We start from the raw sequence: 17,701 nt of genomic DNA, 5'->3' as shown, positions 1-17,701 counted from the left end.
GCCCTCCGCGTGACGACGACGCCGTCCACCCACCGACCCACGCATGAGGAGCTCGCCGACCGTGGCCACTTCCGCCGACGAAACGGTATTCCCCGGACCCGACGACCTCGAGGCGGCGGCGACGTCGGCCGTCGAGGCCTTCGAGGCGGCGGCCGATCTCGAGCAGCTGTCCGCGGCGAAGTCCGCGCACCTCGGCGACCGGTCGCCGATCGCACTGGCCCGGCGCGCCCTCGGCAGCCTGCCGAAGGAGCAGCGTTCGGAGGCCGGCAAGCTCGTGAACCAGGTTCGGGGTCGGGTGACCGCGGCGCTGGAATCGCGGACCGCGACCCTCGAGGCCGAACGTGACGCGGCGGTCCTCGTCGCCGAATCGGTCGACGTGACGCTGCCCAGCGGTCGTCGCCCGGTCGGCGCCCGTCATCCCATCACCGTGATCGCCGAGCAGGTCGCCGACGTCTTCGTCGCCATGGGTTGGGAGATCGCCGAGGGGCCCGAGGTCGAGACCGAGCACCACAACTTCGACGCCCTCAACTTCCTGCCGGATCACCCGGCGCGCTCCATGCAGGACACCTTCTACATCGCGCCCGAGGGCTCGCGCCAGGTGCTGCGCACACACACCTCGCCAGTCCAGGTGCGCTCGATGCTCAACCGCGACCTGCCGATCTACGTGGCCTGCCCCGGTCGCACCTTCCGCACCGACGAGCTCGACGCCACCCACACGCCGGTCTTCCACCAGATCGAGGGACTCGCGGTCGACAAGGGTCTGACGCTGGCGAACCTGCGCGGCACCCTCGAGACCTTCGCCCGTGCGCTGTTCGGACCGGAGACCACCACCCGGATGCGTGCGTCGTACTTCCCGTTCACCGAACCGTCGGCCGAGGTCGACGTCTGGTTCCCGGCCAAGAAGGGCGGACCCGGCTGGGTCGAGTGGGGCGGTTGCGGCATGGTCAACCCGAACGTGCTGCGCGCCAGCGGAATAGACCCGGACGTCTACTCCGGCTTCGCCTTCGGCATGGGCCTGGAGCGCACCCTGCAGTTCCGCAACGACATCTCCGACATGCGCGACATGGTCGAGGGCGACATCCGGTTCACCCTCCCATTCGGTCCGGCCGCCTGACCGGCCCGGCGAGCATCCTCAGACTTCCACGACGCGACGAAAGTAGTTGATACACAGTGCGTGCACCCCAGTCCTGGTACACCGAGGTCCTGCGCTCGGGCGATCCGAAGTGGTCGGCGACCACCGAGGAGATCGATGCGGGGTTCGTCCGCGTCGGTTTCGAGATCGAGGACATCGAGAAGTTCCCGGAGATCACCGGCCCGCTGGTGATCGGTCGCGTGGAGACGATCGAGGAGCTCACCGAGTTCAAGAAGCCGATCCGCTTCTGCACCGTCGAGGTCGGCGAGTCGGAGCCGCGCGGGATCGTCTGCGGCGCCCGGAATTTCGCCGAGGGTGACCTGATCGTCGCCGCACTGCCCGGCGTCGTGCTGCCCGGTCCCTTCGAGATCGCCTCGCGCAAGACCTACGGCCGCGTCTCCGACGGCATGATCTGCTCGGTCTCCGAGCTCGGCATCGGCAACGACCACAGCGGCATCCTGGTGCTGGCCCCCGGCACCGCCGAGCCCGGCGCCGACGCCCGCGAGGTCCTCGGACTCGACGACGCCGCCATCGACGTCAACGTCACCCCCGACCGCGGTTACGCCTTCTCGATCCGCGGTCTCGGCCGCGAACTGGCGAGCAGCTTCGAGGTTCCCTTCGTCGACCCGGGTGTCGTTGAAGCCGATGTGATCGCAGAGGGCACGCCGTGGCCCGTCGCCATCGAGGACGGCTCCGGCGCCACCCGCTACACCGCGCGCGTGATCACCGGCGTCGACCCGAAGGCGATCTCGCCGTGGTGGATGCAGAAGCGTCTCATGGTCGCGGGTATCCGGCCGATCTCGGCGATCGTCGACGTCACCAACTACGTCATGATCGAACTCGGTCAGCCGCTGCACGCCTTCGACGCCGACCGCATCACCGGCACCGTCACCGTGCGGTCGGCGAAGCCGGGGGAGAAGCTGCGCACCCTCGACGAGGTCGACCGCGTGCTCGACCCCGAGGACGTCGTCATCGCCGACGAGACCGGTCCCATCGCCCTCGCCGGCGTCATGGGCGGCGGCGCCACCGAGGTGGGTGACTCGACGACCACCGTGCTGCTCGAGTCGGCGACCTTCGACCCCGTCCGCGTGTTCCGCACCGGCAAACGTCACAAGCTGACCTCCGAGGCCAGCAAGCGCTTCGAGCGCATCGTCGACCCGGAGATCACCGCGGTCGCGTCCGATCGCGCCGCCCAGCTCATCGTCGAGATCGCCGGCGGCACCATCTCCTCGCCGCTGTCGGAGGCGCGCGTCGCGACCCCGCCCCCGTCGGCGATCACCATCGCCGCCGACGAGCCCGACCGCGTCGCCGGCATCGGCTACCCGGCAGGCACCACCGCCGCACGTCTCACCGAGGTGGGCTGCGTGGTCACCGGCACCGATCCCCTCGATGTCGTCCCGCCGTCGTGGCGTCCCGACCTCAAGCAGCGCGCCGACCTCGTCGAAGAGGTGCTGCGCCTTGAGGGCCTCGAAGACATCCCGGCCGTCGTGCCGCGCGCACCCGGCGGCACCGGTCTCACATCGGAGCAGCGTCGTCGGCGCAGCGTCGGACGGACCCTCGCCCTCGATGGGTATGTCGAGGTCCTCCCGTACCCGTTCATGCCGGCCGGGGTCTTCGACCTCTGGGATCTGCCCGCCGACGACGAGCGCCGCCGAACCGTGAAGGTCCTCAACCCGCTCGAGTCGGACCGGCCCGAACTCAACACGACGCTGCTGCCCGGCCTCCTCGAGATGGCCGCGCGCAACATTGCCCGTGGTCAACGTGACCTGTCGCTGTTCACCATCGGCCAGGTCGTCATCGCCGGTGACCACGTCGCACCTGTTCCCGCGCTCGACGTGACGCGGCGTCCCACCGATGCGGACATCGCGGCACTCGACGCCTCGTTGCCGCACCAGCCGCTGCACGTCGGCATCGTCCTGACCGGCCTGCGCGACCCCGCGGGGCCATGGGGTCCGGGACGCGCCGCCGACCACCTCGACGCCTTCGAGGCGGCTCGCACGATCGCGCGTGCTGCAGGAGTGGAGGTCGAACTCTCCGCTGCCGATCACCGGCCGTGGCATCCGGGTCGCTGCGCCCGCCTGACCGTCGAGGGACGCACGGTGGGTTTCGCCGGCGAGCTCCACCCGACGGTTCTCGAACGCGCCCACCTGCCCAAGCGTGCGTGCGCGGTCGAGATCGACATTGACGCCCTGCCGCTCCGCGAGGTGTTGCCCGCTCCGGCGGTGTCGGTCTTCCCGGCCGTCCTGCAGGACGTCAACGTGGTGGTCGCGGCCGACGTGCCGGCGGCCGAGGTCCGGTCGGCGCTGCGCGACGGTGCGGGTGAGCTGCTCGAGGACATCGCACTGTTCGACGTCTTCACCGGTGAGCAGGTCGGTGAGGGCAACAAGTCGCTGACGTTCTCGCTGCGCTTCCGCGCGAACGACCGTACGCTGACCGAGGACGAGGCCAACGCCGCGAAGATGGCCGCGGTCGACGCCGCTGCCGAACGGGTGGGCGCCCGCCTCCGCTGACACGCGGGGGCAGACGCCCATAGGGGCCACCCCGTTTATGTATTGATTTGCATGCCGGTGCATAATGATTGCATGGCTTCGACAAGCTCAACCAGCGGTGTGAAAGTGGCAGTGGCCGGCGCGAGCGGCTACGCGGGTGGTGAGATCCTCCGACTCCTGTGCGGGCATCCCCGTCTGCGATCCGGTGAGCTCGAGATCGGTGCGCTGACTGCCGGCGGCAACGCCGGCACCACGCTCGGGTCCCACCATCCACACCTGCTGCCGCTGGCAGATCGGGTTCTCGAGGAGACCACCCCGGAGATCCTGAGCGGCCACGACGTCGTTTTCCTGGGCCTGCCGCACGGTGCATCGGCGGTCATCGCCGACGCCCTGCCGCCGACCACGCTGATCATCGACTGCGGCGCCGACTTCCGGCTGCGCGACGCCGGCGACTGGACCTCCTACTACGGCGGGGATCATGCAGGCACCTGGCCGTACGGCCTGCCCGAGCTTCCCGGTAATCGTGAGGTCCTCAAGGACGCCAGCCGGATCGCCGTTCCGGGCTGCTACCCGACGGTGTCGATCCTGTCGCTGCTCCCGGCGATCGCGGCCGGCCTGGCCGAGCCGCATGTGACCGTGGTCGCGGTCAGCGGCGCGTCGGGCGCCGGGCGTTCGCCGAAGGTCGACCTGCTCGCGTCCGAGGTCATCGGGTCCGCCCGGGCCTACGGCGTCGGCGGCGTCCACCGGCACACCCCGGAGATCTCGCAGGCGCTGTCGGAAGCGGCGCAGCAGCCCGTCACCGTCTCGTTCACCCCGATCCTGGCGCCGATGGCCCGGGGCATCCTCGCGACGTGCACCGCACGGACCACCGTGACCGGCGACGAGGTCCGCGCGGTCTACGAAAAGGCCTACGCCGACGAGGAATTCATCCATGTCCTGCCGGACGGCCGCCTGCCGGCCACCGGTTCGGTCATCGGTTCCAACGCCGTCCAGCTCGGGGTGACCGTCGACGAGCGCGCCCAGACCCTCGTGGTCGTCGGCGCGGTGGACAACCTGACCAAGGGGACCGGCGGCGCCGCGGTCCAGTCGATGAACCTGGCGCTGGGCTGGACAGAGAACGAGGGACTGAGCACCGTGGGAGTTGCACCATGACAGGCGTCGAGGGAACCGGAATCCAGGACGCACAACCGGATCCGGAGCGCATCGAGGGCGGGGCCCCCGGCGACACCCCGCGGCTCGTCCGCGAACAGGGCGTCACCGCGCCGCTGGGTTTCCGTGCTGCGGGGATCGCGGCCGGTATCAAGGTGTCCGGCAATCCCGACCTCGCCCTCGTGTTCAACGAGGGCCCGGATTACTCGGCCGCCGGCGTCTTCACCAGCAACCAGGTCAAGGCCGCACCCGTCCTGTGGTCCCAGCAGGTTCTCACCACCGGCAAGCTGCGCGCGGTGATCCTCAACTCGGGCGGTGCCAACGCGTGCACCGGGCCCGGCGGATTCCAGGACACCCACAAGACGGCCGAGGCCGTCGCGGAGGCGTTGAGCAACTGGGGGACCAGCACCGGCGCCGTCGAGGTGGCCGTCTGCTCGACCGGGCTGATCGGTGACCGCCTCCCGATGGACAAGGTCCTCGCCGGCGTCACCGAGATCGTCCAGGAGATGGGCGGCGGACTCACCGGCGGCACCGACGCCGCACACGCCATCATGACCACCGACACCGTGCCGAAACAGGCTGCGCTGCACCATCCCCAGGGATGGAACGTCGGCGGCATGGGCAAGGGCGCCGGGATGATGGCGCCCTCGCTCGCGACGATGCTCGTGGTGCTGACCACCGACGCCGCCGCCACCAGCGAACAGCTCGACACCGCCCTGCGTCGGGCGACCGAGCGGACGTTCGACAGGCTCGACATCGACGGCTCCATGTCCACCAACGACACCGTGCTGCTGCTGAGTTCGGGTGCCAGCCAGATCCCGGTCGACCAGGCCGATCTCGACGAGGCCGTGTTCGCGGTCTGCGACGACCTGGCCGCCCAGATGCAGGCCGACGCCGAGGGGGTCACCAAGCGGGTCACCGTCACCGTCACCGGTGCACGGACCGAGGGCGATGCCCTGGTCGTCGCCCGGTTCGTGGCCCGCGACTCACTGGTCAAGACCGCACTGTTCGGTTCAGATCCCAACTGGGGCCGGGTGCTGGCCACGGTCGGCGCGTCCCCGGTCCGGATCGATCCGGACGTGATCGCCGTGTCGTTCAACGGATCCCCCGTGTGTGAGAACGGTTGCGGCGTCGAGGGGGCACGCGATGTCGACCTCTCCGGTGCCGACATCGACGTGCTGGTCGACCTGAAACTCGGCGACGCCTCGGCATCCGTCCGGACCACGGACCTCTCACACGCTTACGTCGAAGAGAACTCGGCGTACTCGTCATGAGCGACACCACACCGGAATTCGGTGCACCCCAGATCGATCCGGCCGCGGGCCTCGCGAAGGCGAAGGTCCTCGCCGAAGCGCTTCCCGCGCTGCAGGAACTCGCCGGCGCCACGATCGTCGTCAAGTACGGCGGCAACGCCATGGTCGACGACGAACTGAAGAAAGCCTTCGCCGCGGACATGGTGTTCCTCCGCGCCTGCGGCATGCACCCCGTCGTCGTGCACGGCGGCGGACCGCAGATCTCGGCGATGCTGAAGAAACTGGGCCTGCAAGGAGAATTCAAGGGCGGCTTCCGGGTCACCACCCCCGAGGTGATGGACGTCGCCCGGATGGTCCTCTTCGGTCAGGTCGGTCGTGAACTAGTCGGTCTCATCAACGCGCACGGCCCCTATGCCGTCGGCATCACCGGCGAGGACGCCCATCTGTTCACCGCGACCCGGCGGACGGTCCTCGTCGACGGCATCGCCACCGACATCGGCCTCGTCGGCGACATCTCCTCGGTGAACACCTCCGCGGTGCTCGATCTCGTTGCGGCGGGACGCATCCCGGTGGTCTCGACCATCGCCCCGGATCGTGATGGCGTCGTCCACAACATCAACGCCGACACCGCGGCCGGTGCGCTCGCCGAGGCGCTCGGTGCCTCGCGGTTGGTCATGCTGACCGATGTCGAAGGGCTGTACACTGATTGGCCCGACCGCGGGTCGCTGGTGTCCCAGATCGGCACCGATGCCCTGGCCGAGCTGCTGCCGTCGCTGGACTCCGGCATGGTCCCCAAGATGGAGGCCTGCCTGCGAGCGGTGACCGGGGGAGTCGAACGCGCCCACGTGATCGACGGTCGCGTCGCCCATTCCGTGCTCGCCCAGCTGCTGACCGAGAGCTCCACCGGCACCACCGTCGTCGACCCGTGTGAGGAGGACCAGTGACCGCACCGCTGCAACAGCGTTGGGGCCAGTCCCTGATGAAGAACTACGGCACCCCGCCGATCGCCCTGGTCGGCGGTTCGGGGCCGTACGTCACCGATGCCGACGGCAAGCGATACCTCGACCTGCTCGGCGGCATCGCGGTGAACTCCCTCGGCCATGCGCATCCCGCGATCGTCGAGGCCGTCACGACCCAGCTGCAGACGCTCGGACACGTGTCGAACCTCTACATCTCGCCGCCCGTCGTCGAACTCGCGGAGAAGCTGCTCGACCGCTTCGGCCACCCGGGCCGCGCGTTCTTCTGCAACTCCGGGACCGAGGCCAACGAGGCCGCCTTCAAGCTCGCGCGGCGGACCGGCCGGCCCGAGATCGTGGCCGCCGAGAAGGCCTTCCACGGCCGCACCATGGGCGCTCTCGCCATGACCGGACAGCCGTCGAAGCGTGCACCGTTCGAGCCGATGCCGCCGGGAGTGCGGTTCGTCCCGTACGGCGACACCGAGGCACTCGACGCCGCCGTCACCGACCAGACCGCCGCGGTGATCCTCGAACCGATCCTCGGTGAGGCCGGCGTGATCGTCCCGCCCGCCGACTACCTGGCCGCCGCCCGCCGTATCACCAGCGAGCGCGGTGCGCTGCTCATCCTCGACGAGGTGCAGACCGGCGTCGCGCGGACCGGCACCTTCTTCGCCCATCAGCAGGTGGGTGTGGTGCCCGACGTGATGACCCTGGCCAAGGGACTCGGCGGCGGACTGCCGATCGGTGCCTGCATCGCCACCGGCCCGGCCGCCGAGCTGTTCGAACCCGGCCAGCACGGCACGACCTTCGGGGGCAATCCCGTCGCCGCGGCCGCCGCGCTCGCCGTGCTCGGGGTCATCGAGTCCGAAGGCCTCACCGATCACGTTGCCGCCGTGGGCAAGACGATCGCCACCGGTATCGAGGACCTCCACCATCCGCTGATCGCGGGTGTGCGGGGAGCCGGTCTGCTGCTCGGCGTCGAATTGACCGAGGCCCTGTCCGGGCGCGTCGAGGCTGCGGCCCGTGACGCCGGATTCCTCATCAACGCACCGGCACCCGACGTGCTGCGGCTCGCGCCGCCACTGATCATCACCGAGGAACAGGCGCAGACCTTCGTCGGCGCCCTGCCGACAATCCTCGATACCGCCGCGGCAGCGGCCTCGAAGGGCGCCACTGCCCAGAACGACAAGGGAGACAAGGCATGACGCGTCACTTCCTACGCGATGACGACCTCACCCCCGCCGAGCAGGCCGAGGTGCTCGCCCTCGCCGCCCTGGTGAAGGCGCAGCCGTTCGCCTTCCGCCCGCTCGAGGGACCCCGCGGGGTCGGGGTGATCTTCGACAAGAACTCGACACGTACGCGCTTCTCGTTCGAGGTCGGCATCGCCCAGCTCGGTGGTCACGCGGTGGTCGTGGACGGCCGCACCACCCAGCTCGGCCGCGAGGAGACCCTCGAGGACACCGGACAGGTGTTGTCGCGCTTCGTCGACGCCGTCGTGTGGCGCACCTTCGGTCAGGACCGTCTCGAGGCCCTGGCGTCGAGCGCGTCCGTGCCGGTCGTCAACGCCCTGTCCGACGAGTTCCACCCGTGCCAGGTGCTCGCCGACCTGCAGACGATCATCGAGCAGAAGGGGTCGCCCACGGGTCTGAAGATGACCTACCTGGGCGACGGCGCCAACAACATGGCCCACTCGCTCGGTCTCGGCGGCGTCACCGCCGGGATGCACGTGACGATCAGCGCCCCCGAGGGTTTCCAGCCCGATCCGGCGATCATCGCCGACACCGAGCGGCGTGCCGCCGAGACCGGGGGATCGGTGCGGCTCGTGACCGACCCGGTCGAGGCGGTCACCGGTGCCGACGTCCTGGTCACCGACACCTGGGTGTCGATGGGTCAGGAGGAGGACGGCAAGGACCGCACAGCACCTTTCCGGCCGTACCAGATCAACGACGAGCTGCTCGCCCACGCCGCCGACGACGCAATCGTGCTCCACTGTCTGCCGGCGCACCGCGGCGACGAGATCACCGCCTCGGTCATCGACGGTCCGCGCAGCGTCGTCTTCGACGAGGCCGAGAACCGTCTGCACGCGCAGAAGGCCCTGCTGATCTGGCTGCTGGAGCACCAGTGAGATGACACCAGAAAGCCAGGACCAGTTGTGACCGCCGGAGCCGAACACTCGGAGAACCGCCTCGCCGCGACCCGCGCGGGGCGGCATGCGCGGATCATCGACATCCTGTCGACCCACCAGGTGCGCAGCCAGTCGGAGCTGCAGCGGTTGCTGGCCCAGCAGGGGATCGATGCCACCCAGGCCACGTTGTCCCGTGACCTCGACGAGCTCGGGGCCGTGAAGCTGCGGGCCGCCGACGGCGGTGCGGGTGTGTACGTGGTGCCGGAGGACGGTTCGCCGGTGCGCGGCGTGTCCGGCGGTACCGATCGCCTCTCGCGCCTCGTGTCGGAGCTCCTGGTCTCCACCGACAACAGCGGCAACCTCGCCGTACTGCGCACGCCGCCCGGCGCCGCGCACTACCTGGCGGCTGCCCTCGACCGTGCCCGACTTCCCGATGTGGTGGGCACGATCGCCGGTGACGACACGATCTTCGTCGTCGCCCGCGAGCCGCTCGACGGCGCCGAGCTCGCCCGACGGATCGAGGGCCTCGTGTAGCCCCCGCCCACTGCAGAACCACCGGCCGCGCCCGTCGCGGCCGGACAGAACGAGAACCGCAACCGAACACACCGCCAACCGAGACCCGGACGGTGTGGTCGGAACCCCGGGGCCGATGATGGACTCGGGTCATCGCTTAGAACAGGAGCTTCACCTCATGGCAGAACGTGTCGTACTCGCATACTCGGGCGGCCTGGACACCTCGGTCGCGATCAGCTGGATCCAGAAGGAGACCGGCAAGGAGGTCGTCGCCGTGGCTCTCGACCTCGGTCAGGGCGGCGAGGACATGGACGTCATCCGCCAGCGCGCCCTCGACTGCGGCGCGGTCGAAGCCGTCGTCGTCGACGCCCGTGACGAATTCGCCGATGAGTACTGCCTCCCGGCGATCACCTCGAACGCCCTCTACATGGACCGCTACCCGCTGGTGTCGGCGCTGTCGCGTCCGCTGATCGCCAAGCATCTCGTGACCGCCGCCCGCGATCACGGCGGCACCGTCGTCGCCCACGGCTGCACCGGCAAGGGCAACGATCAGGTCCGCTTCGAGGTCGGCTTCGCCACCCTCGCACCCGATCTCGAGGTTCTCGCCCCGGTCCGCGACTACGCGTGGACCCGTGAGAAGGCCATCGCCTTCGCCGAAGAGAACGACATCCCGATCAACGTGACCAAGAAGTCGCCGTTCTCCATCGATCAGAACGTGTGGGGCCGCGCCGTCGAGACCGGCTTCCTCGAGGACCTGTGGAACGCGCCGACCAAGGACGTCTACAGCTACACCGAGGACCCGACCGTCAACTGGAACAGCCCCGACGAGGTCATCATCGGCTTCGACAAGGGTCGCCCCGTCAGCATCGACGGCCGCCCGGTCTCCGTGCTGGAGGCCATCGAGGAGCTGAACCGCCGCGCCGGTGCGCAGGGTGTCGGACGCCTCGACGTCGTCGAGGACCGTCTCGTCGGCATCAAGAGCCGCGAGGTCTACGAGGCCCCGGGCGCCATGGTGCTGATCCGCGCCCACGAGGAGCTCGAGCACGTCACCATCGAGCGCGAGCTCGGCCGCTACAAGCGCGGCACCGACCGCAAGTGGGCCGAGCTGGTCTACGACGGTCTGTGGTTCTCGCCGCTGAAGCGTTCGCTCGACGCCTTCGTGGACTCGACCCAGCACCACGTCTCCGGCGAGATCCGCCTGGTCCTGCACGGCGGCAACATCTCCGCCACCGGGCGTCGTAGCTCCGAGTCGCTCTACGACTTCAACCTCGCCACCTACGACGAGGGCGACAGCTTCGACCAGTCGGCAGCCCGTGGCTTCGTCGAGTTGCACGGCCTGTCCTCCAAGATCTCGGCCAAGCGGGACCTGAATCTGTGAGTGGCGAGCAGACCGGCGGGACGACCAACGAGGGTTCGCTCTGGGGCGGCCGTTTCGCCGGCGGTCCGGCCGCGGCGATGGCCGCCCTGAGCAAGTCGACCCACTTCGACTGGGCCCTGGCGCCGTTCGACATCCAGGCATCGAAAGCCCATGCCCGGGTGCTGAACAAGGCGGGACTGCTCACCGATGACGACCTGACCGGCATGCTGGACGGCCTCGACCGTCTGGCTGCCGACGTCGCCGACGGGACGTTCGGTCCCGCGGAGTCCGACGAGGACGTCCACGGTGCGCTCGAGCGCGGACTCATCGAGCGGGTCGGCCCCGAGCTCGGCGGACGGCTGCGTGCCGGCCGGTCGCGCAACGACCAGGTCGCCACGCTGTTCCGGATGTGGCTGCGCGCCGCCATGCGACGCGTCGCCCTCGGAGTGCTCGACGTCGTCGACGCGCTGACCGCTCAGGCGGCCGCGCATCCCGACGCGATCATGCCCGGCAAGACGCACCTGCAGGCGGCGCAGCCGGTGTTGCTCGGCCACCATCTGCTCGCGCATGCCCAGCCGTTGCTCCGCGACATCGATCGCCTCGCCGACGCCGACCGCCGGACCGCGGTCTCGCCGTACGGCTCCGGTGCCCTCGCCGGTTCGTCGCTGGGACTCGATCCGGCCGCCATCGCCGCCGACCTCGGGTTCGACGCGCCGGCGGAGAACTCCATCGACGCCACCTCGTCCCGCGACTTCGCGGCCGAGGCGGCGTTCGTGTTCGCGATGATCGCAGTCGACCTCTCCCGGTTGTCCGAAGAGGTGATCATCTGGAGCACACCAGAATTCGGTTACGTGACGCTGGCCGACGCCTGGTCGACGGGCAGCTCGATCATGCCGCAGAAGAAGAACCCGGACGTCGCGGAATTGATGCGCGGCAAGGCCGGCCGCCTGATCGGTGACCTGACCGGTCTCCTCGCGACGCTCAAGGCGCAGCCCCTGGCGTACAACCGGGACCTCCAGGAAGACAAGGAACCGGTCTTCGACGCGGTGGCACAGCTCGAGATGCTGCTGCCGGCCGTCACCGGTCTGGTCGCGACGCTCGAGTTCCACACCGACCGGATGGAGGAGCTGGCCCCGGCCGGCTTCACCCTCGCCACCGACATCGCCGAGTGGATGGTCCGGCAGGGCGTGCCCTTCCGCGTCGCCCACGAGGTCGCCGGAGCCTGTGTCCGCGAGGCCGAGTCGCGGGGCATCGGTCTCGCCGAGCTCGACGACGAGACGTTGACCGGCATCAACCCCTCGCTCAGCCCCGCGGTGCGCGAGGTGCTGACGGTGCGCGGTTCGGTCGAGTCGCGCAACGCGCATGGCGGTACCGCGCCCGATCAGGTACGACGGCAGATAGACGTGGTGTCGGCACAATCGGCCGACCTGCGGACACGCTGGGACGCCGGTCCCGGAGGACGAGAGTAGAACCACTGCTCAGTGGGTAGAGTGGCGTATGTCACCGACGTGTCGGTGGTGGACGTCTCGCTGACAACGGGGAGGAATCGACGCGATGGTGGGTTTGGACGGGCTCCCGGATCTGGGCGGCGTGGTCAGCCGGGTGGTGGCGACCGCTCAGAACGGACTCGAGGTGCTCCGCTTCGGCGGTCTCGAGACCGGGACCGAACCGGCTCCTTTCGCGATCGTCGAGACACACAAGATGTTCCGGCTGCGCCGGTACTTCCCGAACGAGCCGTCCACCGGCCCGAACATCGTGCTCGTTCCGCCGATGATGGTGTCCGCCAACGTCTATGACGTGACCGAGCACAACGGTGCGGTGTCCATCCTCCATCGCAACGGCATCACCCCGTGGGTGATCGACTTCGGTTCCCCGGACACCGAAGAGGGCGGGATGGAACGCAACCTCGCCGACCACGTGGTGGCCATCAGCCACGCGATCGATCTGATCGTCGAGGCGACCGGACGCGACATCCACCTCGCCGGGTACTCCCAGGGTGGCATGTTCGCCTACCAGACCGCGGCCTACCGGCGGTCGAAGGGGATCGCGAGCGTCATCACCTTCGGCAGCCCGGTCGACGTCCTGGCGGCCCTGCCCCTCGGATTGCCCGCCGGTCTGGTGGCGCCGGCCGCAGAGTTCCTCGCCGAACGGTCCTTCGTGCGGAACCTGTGGGTCCGGGACTGGATGGCGCGCACCGGCTTCCAGCTACTCGACCCGGTCAAGACCGTGCGCAGCCGGATCGACTTCCTCCGCCGTCTCCACGACCGCGAGGCGCTGCTCCCGCGTGAGGATCAGCGGCGGTTCCTCGAGGCCGACGGCTGGGTCGCCTGGTCCGGCCCGGCGATCGCCGAACTGCTGCGCCAGTTCGTCGCCCACAACCGCATGGTCTCCGGCGGCTTCGTCATCAACGGCGACCTCGTCTCGCTCACCGAGATCACCTGCCCGGTACTGGCGTTCGTCGGCGAGGCCGACGACATCGGTCAACCGGCGGCGGTGCGCGGGATCGTGCGCGCCGCACCCGACGCCGAGGTCTACGAATCCACCCTGCCGGTCGGGCACTTCGGGCTGGTGGTCGGCTCGACGGCGGGACAGCACACCTGGCCCACCACGGCCGACTGGGTGAACTGGTTGTCGGACAACGGGACCCGTCCGGAACTCATCAGCGAGATGTCGCAGGTCGAGCCGGGACACGGCGGCGGTGTCAGCCTGTCCTCGCGCATCACCCACGGCGTGGGGTCGGTCGCCGATGCCGGCACCGCAGCGTCCCGGGAACTGCTCACGCTGGTCAACTCGGTGCAGCGGACATCGCGGGCCGTCGCGTCGGAGTCGGTGCGCACGGTGCCCCGCCTCCTGCGCCTGGGCCAGATCCAGAGCGGCACCCGGATCTCGCTGTCGAAGCTGATGGCCGAGAACACCAAGAAGCACGGCGACAAAGAACTCTTCCTGTTCGAGAACCGTGTGCTCACCCACGCGCAGGTCGACGCCCGCATCAACAACGTCGTCGCCGGCCTCATCTACTGCGGCGTGCGTCCGGGACAGCACATCGGCGTCCTGATGGACACGCGTCCGAGCGCGCTGGTCGTGGTCGCCGCACTGGCCCGGCTCGGCGCCGTCTCGGTGCTGCTGGCCGCTGACGCAGACGTGCGGGAGATGATGCGCCTCGCGGACAGCTCGGTCATCGTGACCGACCCGACCAACCTCGACCTCGCCGACGCGGCGTCGGACCGGGTGCTCGTGCTCGGCGGTGGCAGCGGCGACTCCCGTGCCATCGACGGCGTCGACGGCAAGACGATCATCGACATGGAGCAGATCGACCCCGACGAGGTCGACCTGCCCACCTGGTACCGGCCCGATCCCGGTCTCGCGGGAGACCTCGCATTCATCCTGTTCAGCCGTGCCCGGGGAAAGCTCGTGCCGTGGCCGGTGACCAACCATCGGTTCGCGATGTCGGCGTTCGGTGCGGCGTCGGCGGCGGCGCTCTCCGACCGCGACACCGTGTACTGCCTACCGCCCCTGCATCACGCCTCCGGCCTGCTGACGACCCTTGGCGCGACGGTCGTCGGCCGGTCCCGGATCGCGCTGTCCAACGGCATCGACCCGGAGACGTTCGCGACCGAGGTGCAGCGCTACGGCGTCACCGTCGTGTCCTACACCTGGTCGATGCTGGGCGACGTCGTCCGCGATCCGCGCTTCCGGATCAACCAGCACAACCCGATCCGGCTGTTCATGGGTTCCGGTATGTCGGCGGGCCTGTGGGAAGACGTGTGCAGCAGCTTCCCCCGGGCCCGGATTCTCGAGTTCTTCGCGACCGCCGACGGTTCGGCGATCCTGGCCAACGTCTCCGGCGACAAGCTGTCGTCCGTCGGGCGGCCGCTCCCGGAGACCAACCCGGTCGAGGTCGCGGCCTACGACATCGCGAACGATCGTCTCCTGATCGACGAGTCCGGTTTCGTCCGGCGTGCCGAGGTCGGCGAGCCCGGTCTGCTGCTGGCCAAGGCCCGGCACAAGTTCGACACCAACGGCACTGTGCTGCGTGACGTCTTCACCAGCCGTGACCGGTGGGAGGTGTCGGGGCATCTGTTCGTCCGCGATGCCGACGGCGACCTGTACTTCCTCGGTGCCACCGACCGGGTGGTCCGCACCGAGGCCGGACCCGCGTTCATCCCGCCGATCACCCACGCGCTGTCGCGGATACAGGGCGTCGACCGGGTCGTCGCCTACGGCGTGGGGGAGCCGGGACACCAGGTGCTGGTCGCTGCGCTGACCCTCCGCCCGGATGCCAAACCCGAGTCGCTCACCGTCACCCAACTGCGAATCGCGCTCGGGGAGTTCCCCGCCGAGATCCGGCCCCACCTCATCCGCGTCGTCGACGAGATCCCGCACTCCGCGTCGTACCGCCCGTTGAGCACCATATTCGCGGCCGACGGGTTGCCCAAGCCCGGACCGCGGATCTGGTACCGCGACGACGAGGGCCGCTACCGGCGCTACACGAAAACGATCGCCGAGAAGCTGGACTGGAGCGGGTCGTCGGCAGAAGATGCCCTAGGCTGAGCGGCGTGACGACACGCGCTGAGGCCATCGACCCGATCGTGCGCGAGCGGCTGGCCTGCCCGCAGGACCACGGCCCGCTGATCGACGCCGGCGACGAGCTCTACAACCCGCGACTGCACGTCGCGTACCGGATCGACGAAGACGGAATCCCCGTCATGCTCATCGACGAGGCACGCAAGGTCGACGACGCCGAGCACGAGCGCCTGATCGCCGGGCAGTAGGCCCGCGGTCGTCCGACGCCCGCAGGCGTCACCTCGTCCGAGCCCCGATCTCGATGGATGACAAGATCGAGGGGTGAGTGCTGAGACTGAGGGAACCGCCAACACGACCGAGGGATCCATCCGGACCGGGGACGCTCCCGTCGACATCCTGGACGAACTCGGCTGGCGAGGTCTGATCGCGCAGTCCACCGACCTCGATGCACTGCGCGAGGCACTGGCGGACGGGCCCATCACCTTGTATGCGGGCTTCGACCCGACGGCGGCCAGCCTTCACGCCGGCCACCTCGTGCCGCTGCTGACCCTCAAGCGTTTCCAGCTGGCCGGTCACCGCCCGATCGTTCTTGCAGGTGGCGCCACCGGCCTCATCGGTGACCCCCGTGAGGTGGGGGAGCGCACCATGAACGCTCCCGACACGGTCGCCGAATGGGCAGGCCGGATCGATGCGCAGCTGCGCCGCTTCGTCGACATCGACGAATCCCCGACCGGTGCACTCGTCGTCAACAATCTCGACTGGACCGGGCAGCTCTCCGCCATCGAGTTCCTCCGCGACCTCGGCAAGCACTTCTCGGTGAACGTCATGCTCGCCCGGGACACCGTGAAGCGGCGTCTCGAGGGTGATGGCATCAGTTACGCCGAGTTCAGCTACCTGCTCCTACAGTCCAACGACTTCGTCGAGCTCAACCGCCGGTACGGCTGCGTGCTGCAGATCGGTGGCTCGGATCAGTGGGGGAACATCATCGGCGGTGTCGATCTCGGACGTCGACTCGACGGGTTGTCGCTGCACGCGTTGACCGTGCCGCTCGTGACCTCGTCGGACGGCAAGAAGTTCGGCAAATCCACTGGTGGCGGCAGCCTCTGGCTCGACCCCGAGCTCACCAGCCCGTACGCCTGGTACCAGTACTTCGTGAACACCGCCGACGCAGACGTCATCCGTTACCTGCGTTGGTTCACCTTCCTCGGACGTGAGGAGATCGCCGAGCTCGAGCAGGCGACGGAGGAGAAGCCCCACCTGCGTCTCGCGCAGAAGAAGCTCGCCGCCGAGATGACCACCCTGATCCACGGGGAAGAGAACACGCGCGCCGTCGAGCTCGCCAGCCAGGCATTGTTCGGACGGGCCGAGCTCGACGAACTCGACGAGGCGACGCTGGCAGCAGCTGTGGGGGAGACCGTCATCGCCGAGTACTCGACAGAACGGCCCTCCATCATCCAGTTGCTCGTCGACACCAAACTCTCCGAGAGCAACAAGGCCGCGCGGCGTGCGGTGTCCGAAGGCGGCGCCTACGTGAACAACACCAAGATCACCGATCCGGAGTGGCAGCCGGCGGACTCCGACCTGCTCCACGGTCGTTGGTTGGTGGTGCGACGAGGCAAGAAGAGTTTTGCCGGCGCAAAGCTGACCCTCTGACCAGGGGATTTGACGCGTTGTTCGCGGCTGTGTAACTTAATCGACGCACCGCAGAGAGCAACTCCCCCGGAGCCGCAAGCACCGGGGAAGCAAAAGTGCCCGAGCCACTCGCTCGGGCCGCCTGTGCGGGGCCACTCCCAAGAACAAGATTGCGAGTAATGCTCGCGCTCTGGGAGAGCTCATCGGAGCCGGCCTCATCACGAGGACGTCTGGTGGGTGTGTGTTCTTTGAGAACTCGATAGTGTGATGATGAATTGTCTGATGCCATTTTTTGGCATCGAGCATTCTTTATGGATGTAGATGTTTGTTTTTTGTGTGGCGCTCGGCCCCGTCTGGGTGTCACATTAAGCTAGTTTTGGATTGGTCAGGTTTGCTTTCCTGATTGTGTTGAAACGCTGGTGCTTTTGGGTGCTGGTTTTGTTTCACTATTTTTTCATGGAGAGTTTGATCCTGGCTCAGGACGAACGCTGGCGGCGTGCTTAACACATGCAAGTCGAACGGAAAGGCCCAGCTTGCTGGGTACTCGAGTGGCGAACGGGTGAGTAAGACG

At 68.7% G+C, this 17,701-nt stretch carries 13 protein-coding genes and 1 rRNA gene; all 14 read left to right on the top strand.

The annotated features are described in order from the left end of the window. Window positions 1-61 precede the first annotated feature (61 nt). Window positions 62-1,114: a phenylalanine--tRNA ligase subunit alpha gene (gene pheS, locus LQD00_RS06515; RefSeq protein ID WP_232716209.1), complete on the top strand. Its 1,053-nt coding sequence runs from the start codon at window positions 62-64 to the stop codon at window positions 1,112-1,114. A 56-nt stretch (window positions 1,115-1,170) separates the two neighbouring features. Next, window positions 1,171-3,642 (top strand): phenylalanine--tRNA ligase subunit beta, encoded by a 2,472-nt coding sequence (pheT, locus tag LQD00_RS06510; RefSeq protein WP_232716207.1) that lies wholly within the window; start codon window positions 1,171-1,173, stop codon window positions 3,640-3,642. Between the two features lie 72 nt (window positions 3,643-3,714). After that, the gene (gene argC / locus LQD00_RS06505) at window positions 3,715-4,773 is read left to right on the top strand and encodes an N-acetyl-gamma-glutamyl-phosphate reductase (RefSeq protein ID WP_232716206.1); all 1,059 of its coding nucleotides are present in this window, start codon (window positions 3,715-3,717) and stop codon (window positions 4,771-4,773) included. Continuing rightward, entirely contained in the window at window positions 4,770-6,044 is a 1,275-nt protein-coding gene (argJ, locus tag LQD00_RS06500; RefSeq protein ID WP_232716204.1) for a bifunctional glutamate N-acetyltransferase/amino-acid acetyltransferase ArgJ, read from the top strand. The genes argC and argJ overlap by 4 nt, the downstream gene beginning before the upstream one ends. Next, on the top strand, window positions 6,041-6,967 hold the full coding sequence (gene argB, locus LQD00_RS06495; protein ID WP_232716202.1) for an acetylglutamate kinase: 927 nt from the start codon (window positions 6,041-6,043) through the stop codon (window positions 6,965-6,967). Before argJ ends, argB begins: the two co-directional genes overlap by 4 nt. Further along, the gene (locus tag LQD00_RS06490; protein WP_232716200.1) at window positions 6,964-8,184 is read left to right on the top strand and encodes an acetylornithine transaminase; all 1,221 of its coding nucleotides are present in this window, start codon (window positions 6,964-6,966) and stop codon (window positions 8,182-8,184) included. The genes argB and LQD00_RS06490 overlap by 4 nt, the downstream gene beginning before the upstream one ends. Beyond that, a complete protein-coding gene (gene argF / locus LQD00_RS06485) occupies window positions 8,181-9,104 on the top strand; it encodes an ornithine carbamoyltransferase (protein ID WP_232716199.1) in 924 nt (307 codons plus the stop codon). The genes LQD00_RS06490 and argF overlap by 4 nt, the downstream gene beginning before the upstream one ends. A 27-nt stretch (window positions 9,105-9,131) precedes the next feature. Continuing rightward, window positions 9,132-9,638 carry an arginine repressor gene (locus tag LQD00_RS06480; RefSeq protein ID WP_232716197.1) on the top strand — a complete coding sequence of 169 codons (507 nt, stop codon included), beginning with the start codon at window positions 9,132-9,134 and terminating at the stop codon, window positions 9,636-9,638. Between the two features lie 157 nt (window positions 9,639-9,795). After that, complete coding sequence (locus tag LQD00_RS06475) at window positions 9,796-10,995, top strand: argininosuccinate synthase (protein ID WP_232716196.1); 1,200 nt, start codon at window positions 9,796-9,798, stop codon at window positions 10,993-10,995. Then, window positions 10,992-12,443: an argininosuccinate lyase gene (gene argH / locus LQD00_RS06470; protein WP_232716194.1), complete on the top strand. Its 1,452-nt coding sequence runs from the start codon at window positions 10,992-10,994 to the stop codon at window positions 12,441-12,443. Before LQD00_RS06475 ends, argH begins: the two co-directional genes overlap by 4 nt. Before the next feature lie 85 nt (window positions 12,444-12,528). After that, a complete protein-coding gene (locus LQD00_RS06465; RefSeq protein ID WP_232716192.1) occupies window positions 12,529-15,525 on the top strand; it encodes an AMP-binding protein in 2,997 nt (998 codons plus the stop codon). A gap of 5 nt (window positions 15,526-15,530) precedes the next feature. Then, window positions 15,531-15,746, top strand: coding sequence for a Trm112 family protein (locus tag LQD00_RS06460; protein WP_232716190.1), 216 nt, complete (start codon window positions 15,531-15,533; stop codon window positions 15,744-15,746). Between the two features lie 73 nt (window positions 15,747-15,819). Next, window positions 15,820-17,151, top strand: coding sequence for a tyrosine--tRNA ligase (gene tyrS / locus LQD00_RS06455; protein WP_232716189.1), 1,332 nt, complete (start codon window positions 15,820-15,822; stop codon window positions 17,149-17,151). 432 nt (window positions 17,152-17,583) lie between these two features. Continuing rightward, window positions 17,584-17,701, top strand: a 16S ribosomal RNA gene (locus tag LQD00_RS06450); the annotation flags it as partial.

Source organism: Gordonia metallireducens, assembly GCF_021245825.1.
Taxonomy (GTDB): domain Bacteria; phylum Actinomycetota; class Actinomycetes; order Mycobacteriales; family Mycobacteriaceae; genus Gordonia; species Gordonia namibiensis.
This window is presented reverse-complemented; position numbering and strand designations above follow the sequence as displayed.

Coding starts and splice junctions, on each gene's coding strand:
- argJ (WP_232716204.1), top strand. CDS start 4,770: ATGACAGGCGTCGAGGGAACCGGAATCCAGGACGCACAACCGGATCCG.
- argC (WP_232716206.1), top strand. CDS start 3,715: ATGGCTTCGACAAGCTCAACCAGCGGTGTGAAAGTGGCAGTGGCCGGC.
- argB (WP_232716202.1), top strand. CDS start 6,041: ATGAGCGACACCACACCGGAATTCGGTGCACCCCAGATCGATCCGGCC.
- LQD00_RS06465 (WP_232716192.1), top strand. CDS start 12,529: ATGGTGGGTTTGGACGGGCTCCCGGATCTGGGCGGCGTGGTCAGCCGG.
- LQD00_RS06475 (WP_232716196.1), top strand. CDS start 9,796: ATGGCAGAACGTGTCGTACTCGCATACTCGGGCGGCCTGGACACCTCG.
- argF (WP_232716199.1), top strand. CDS start 8,181: ATGACGCGTCACTTCCTACGCGATGACGACCTCACCCCCGCCGAGCAG.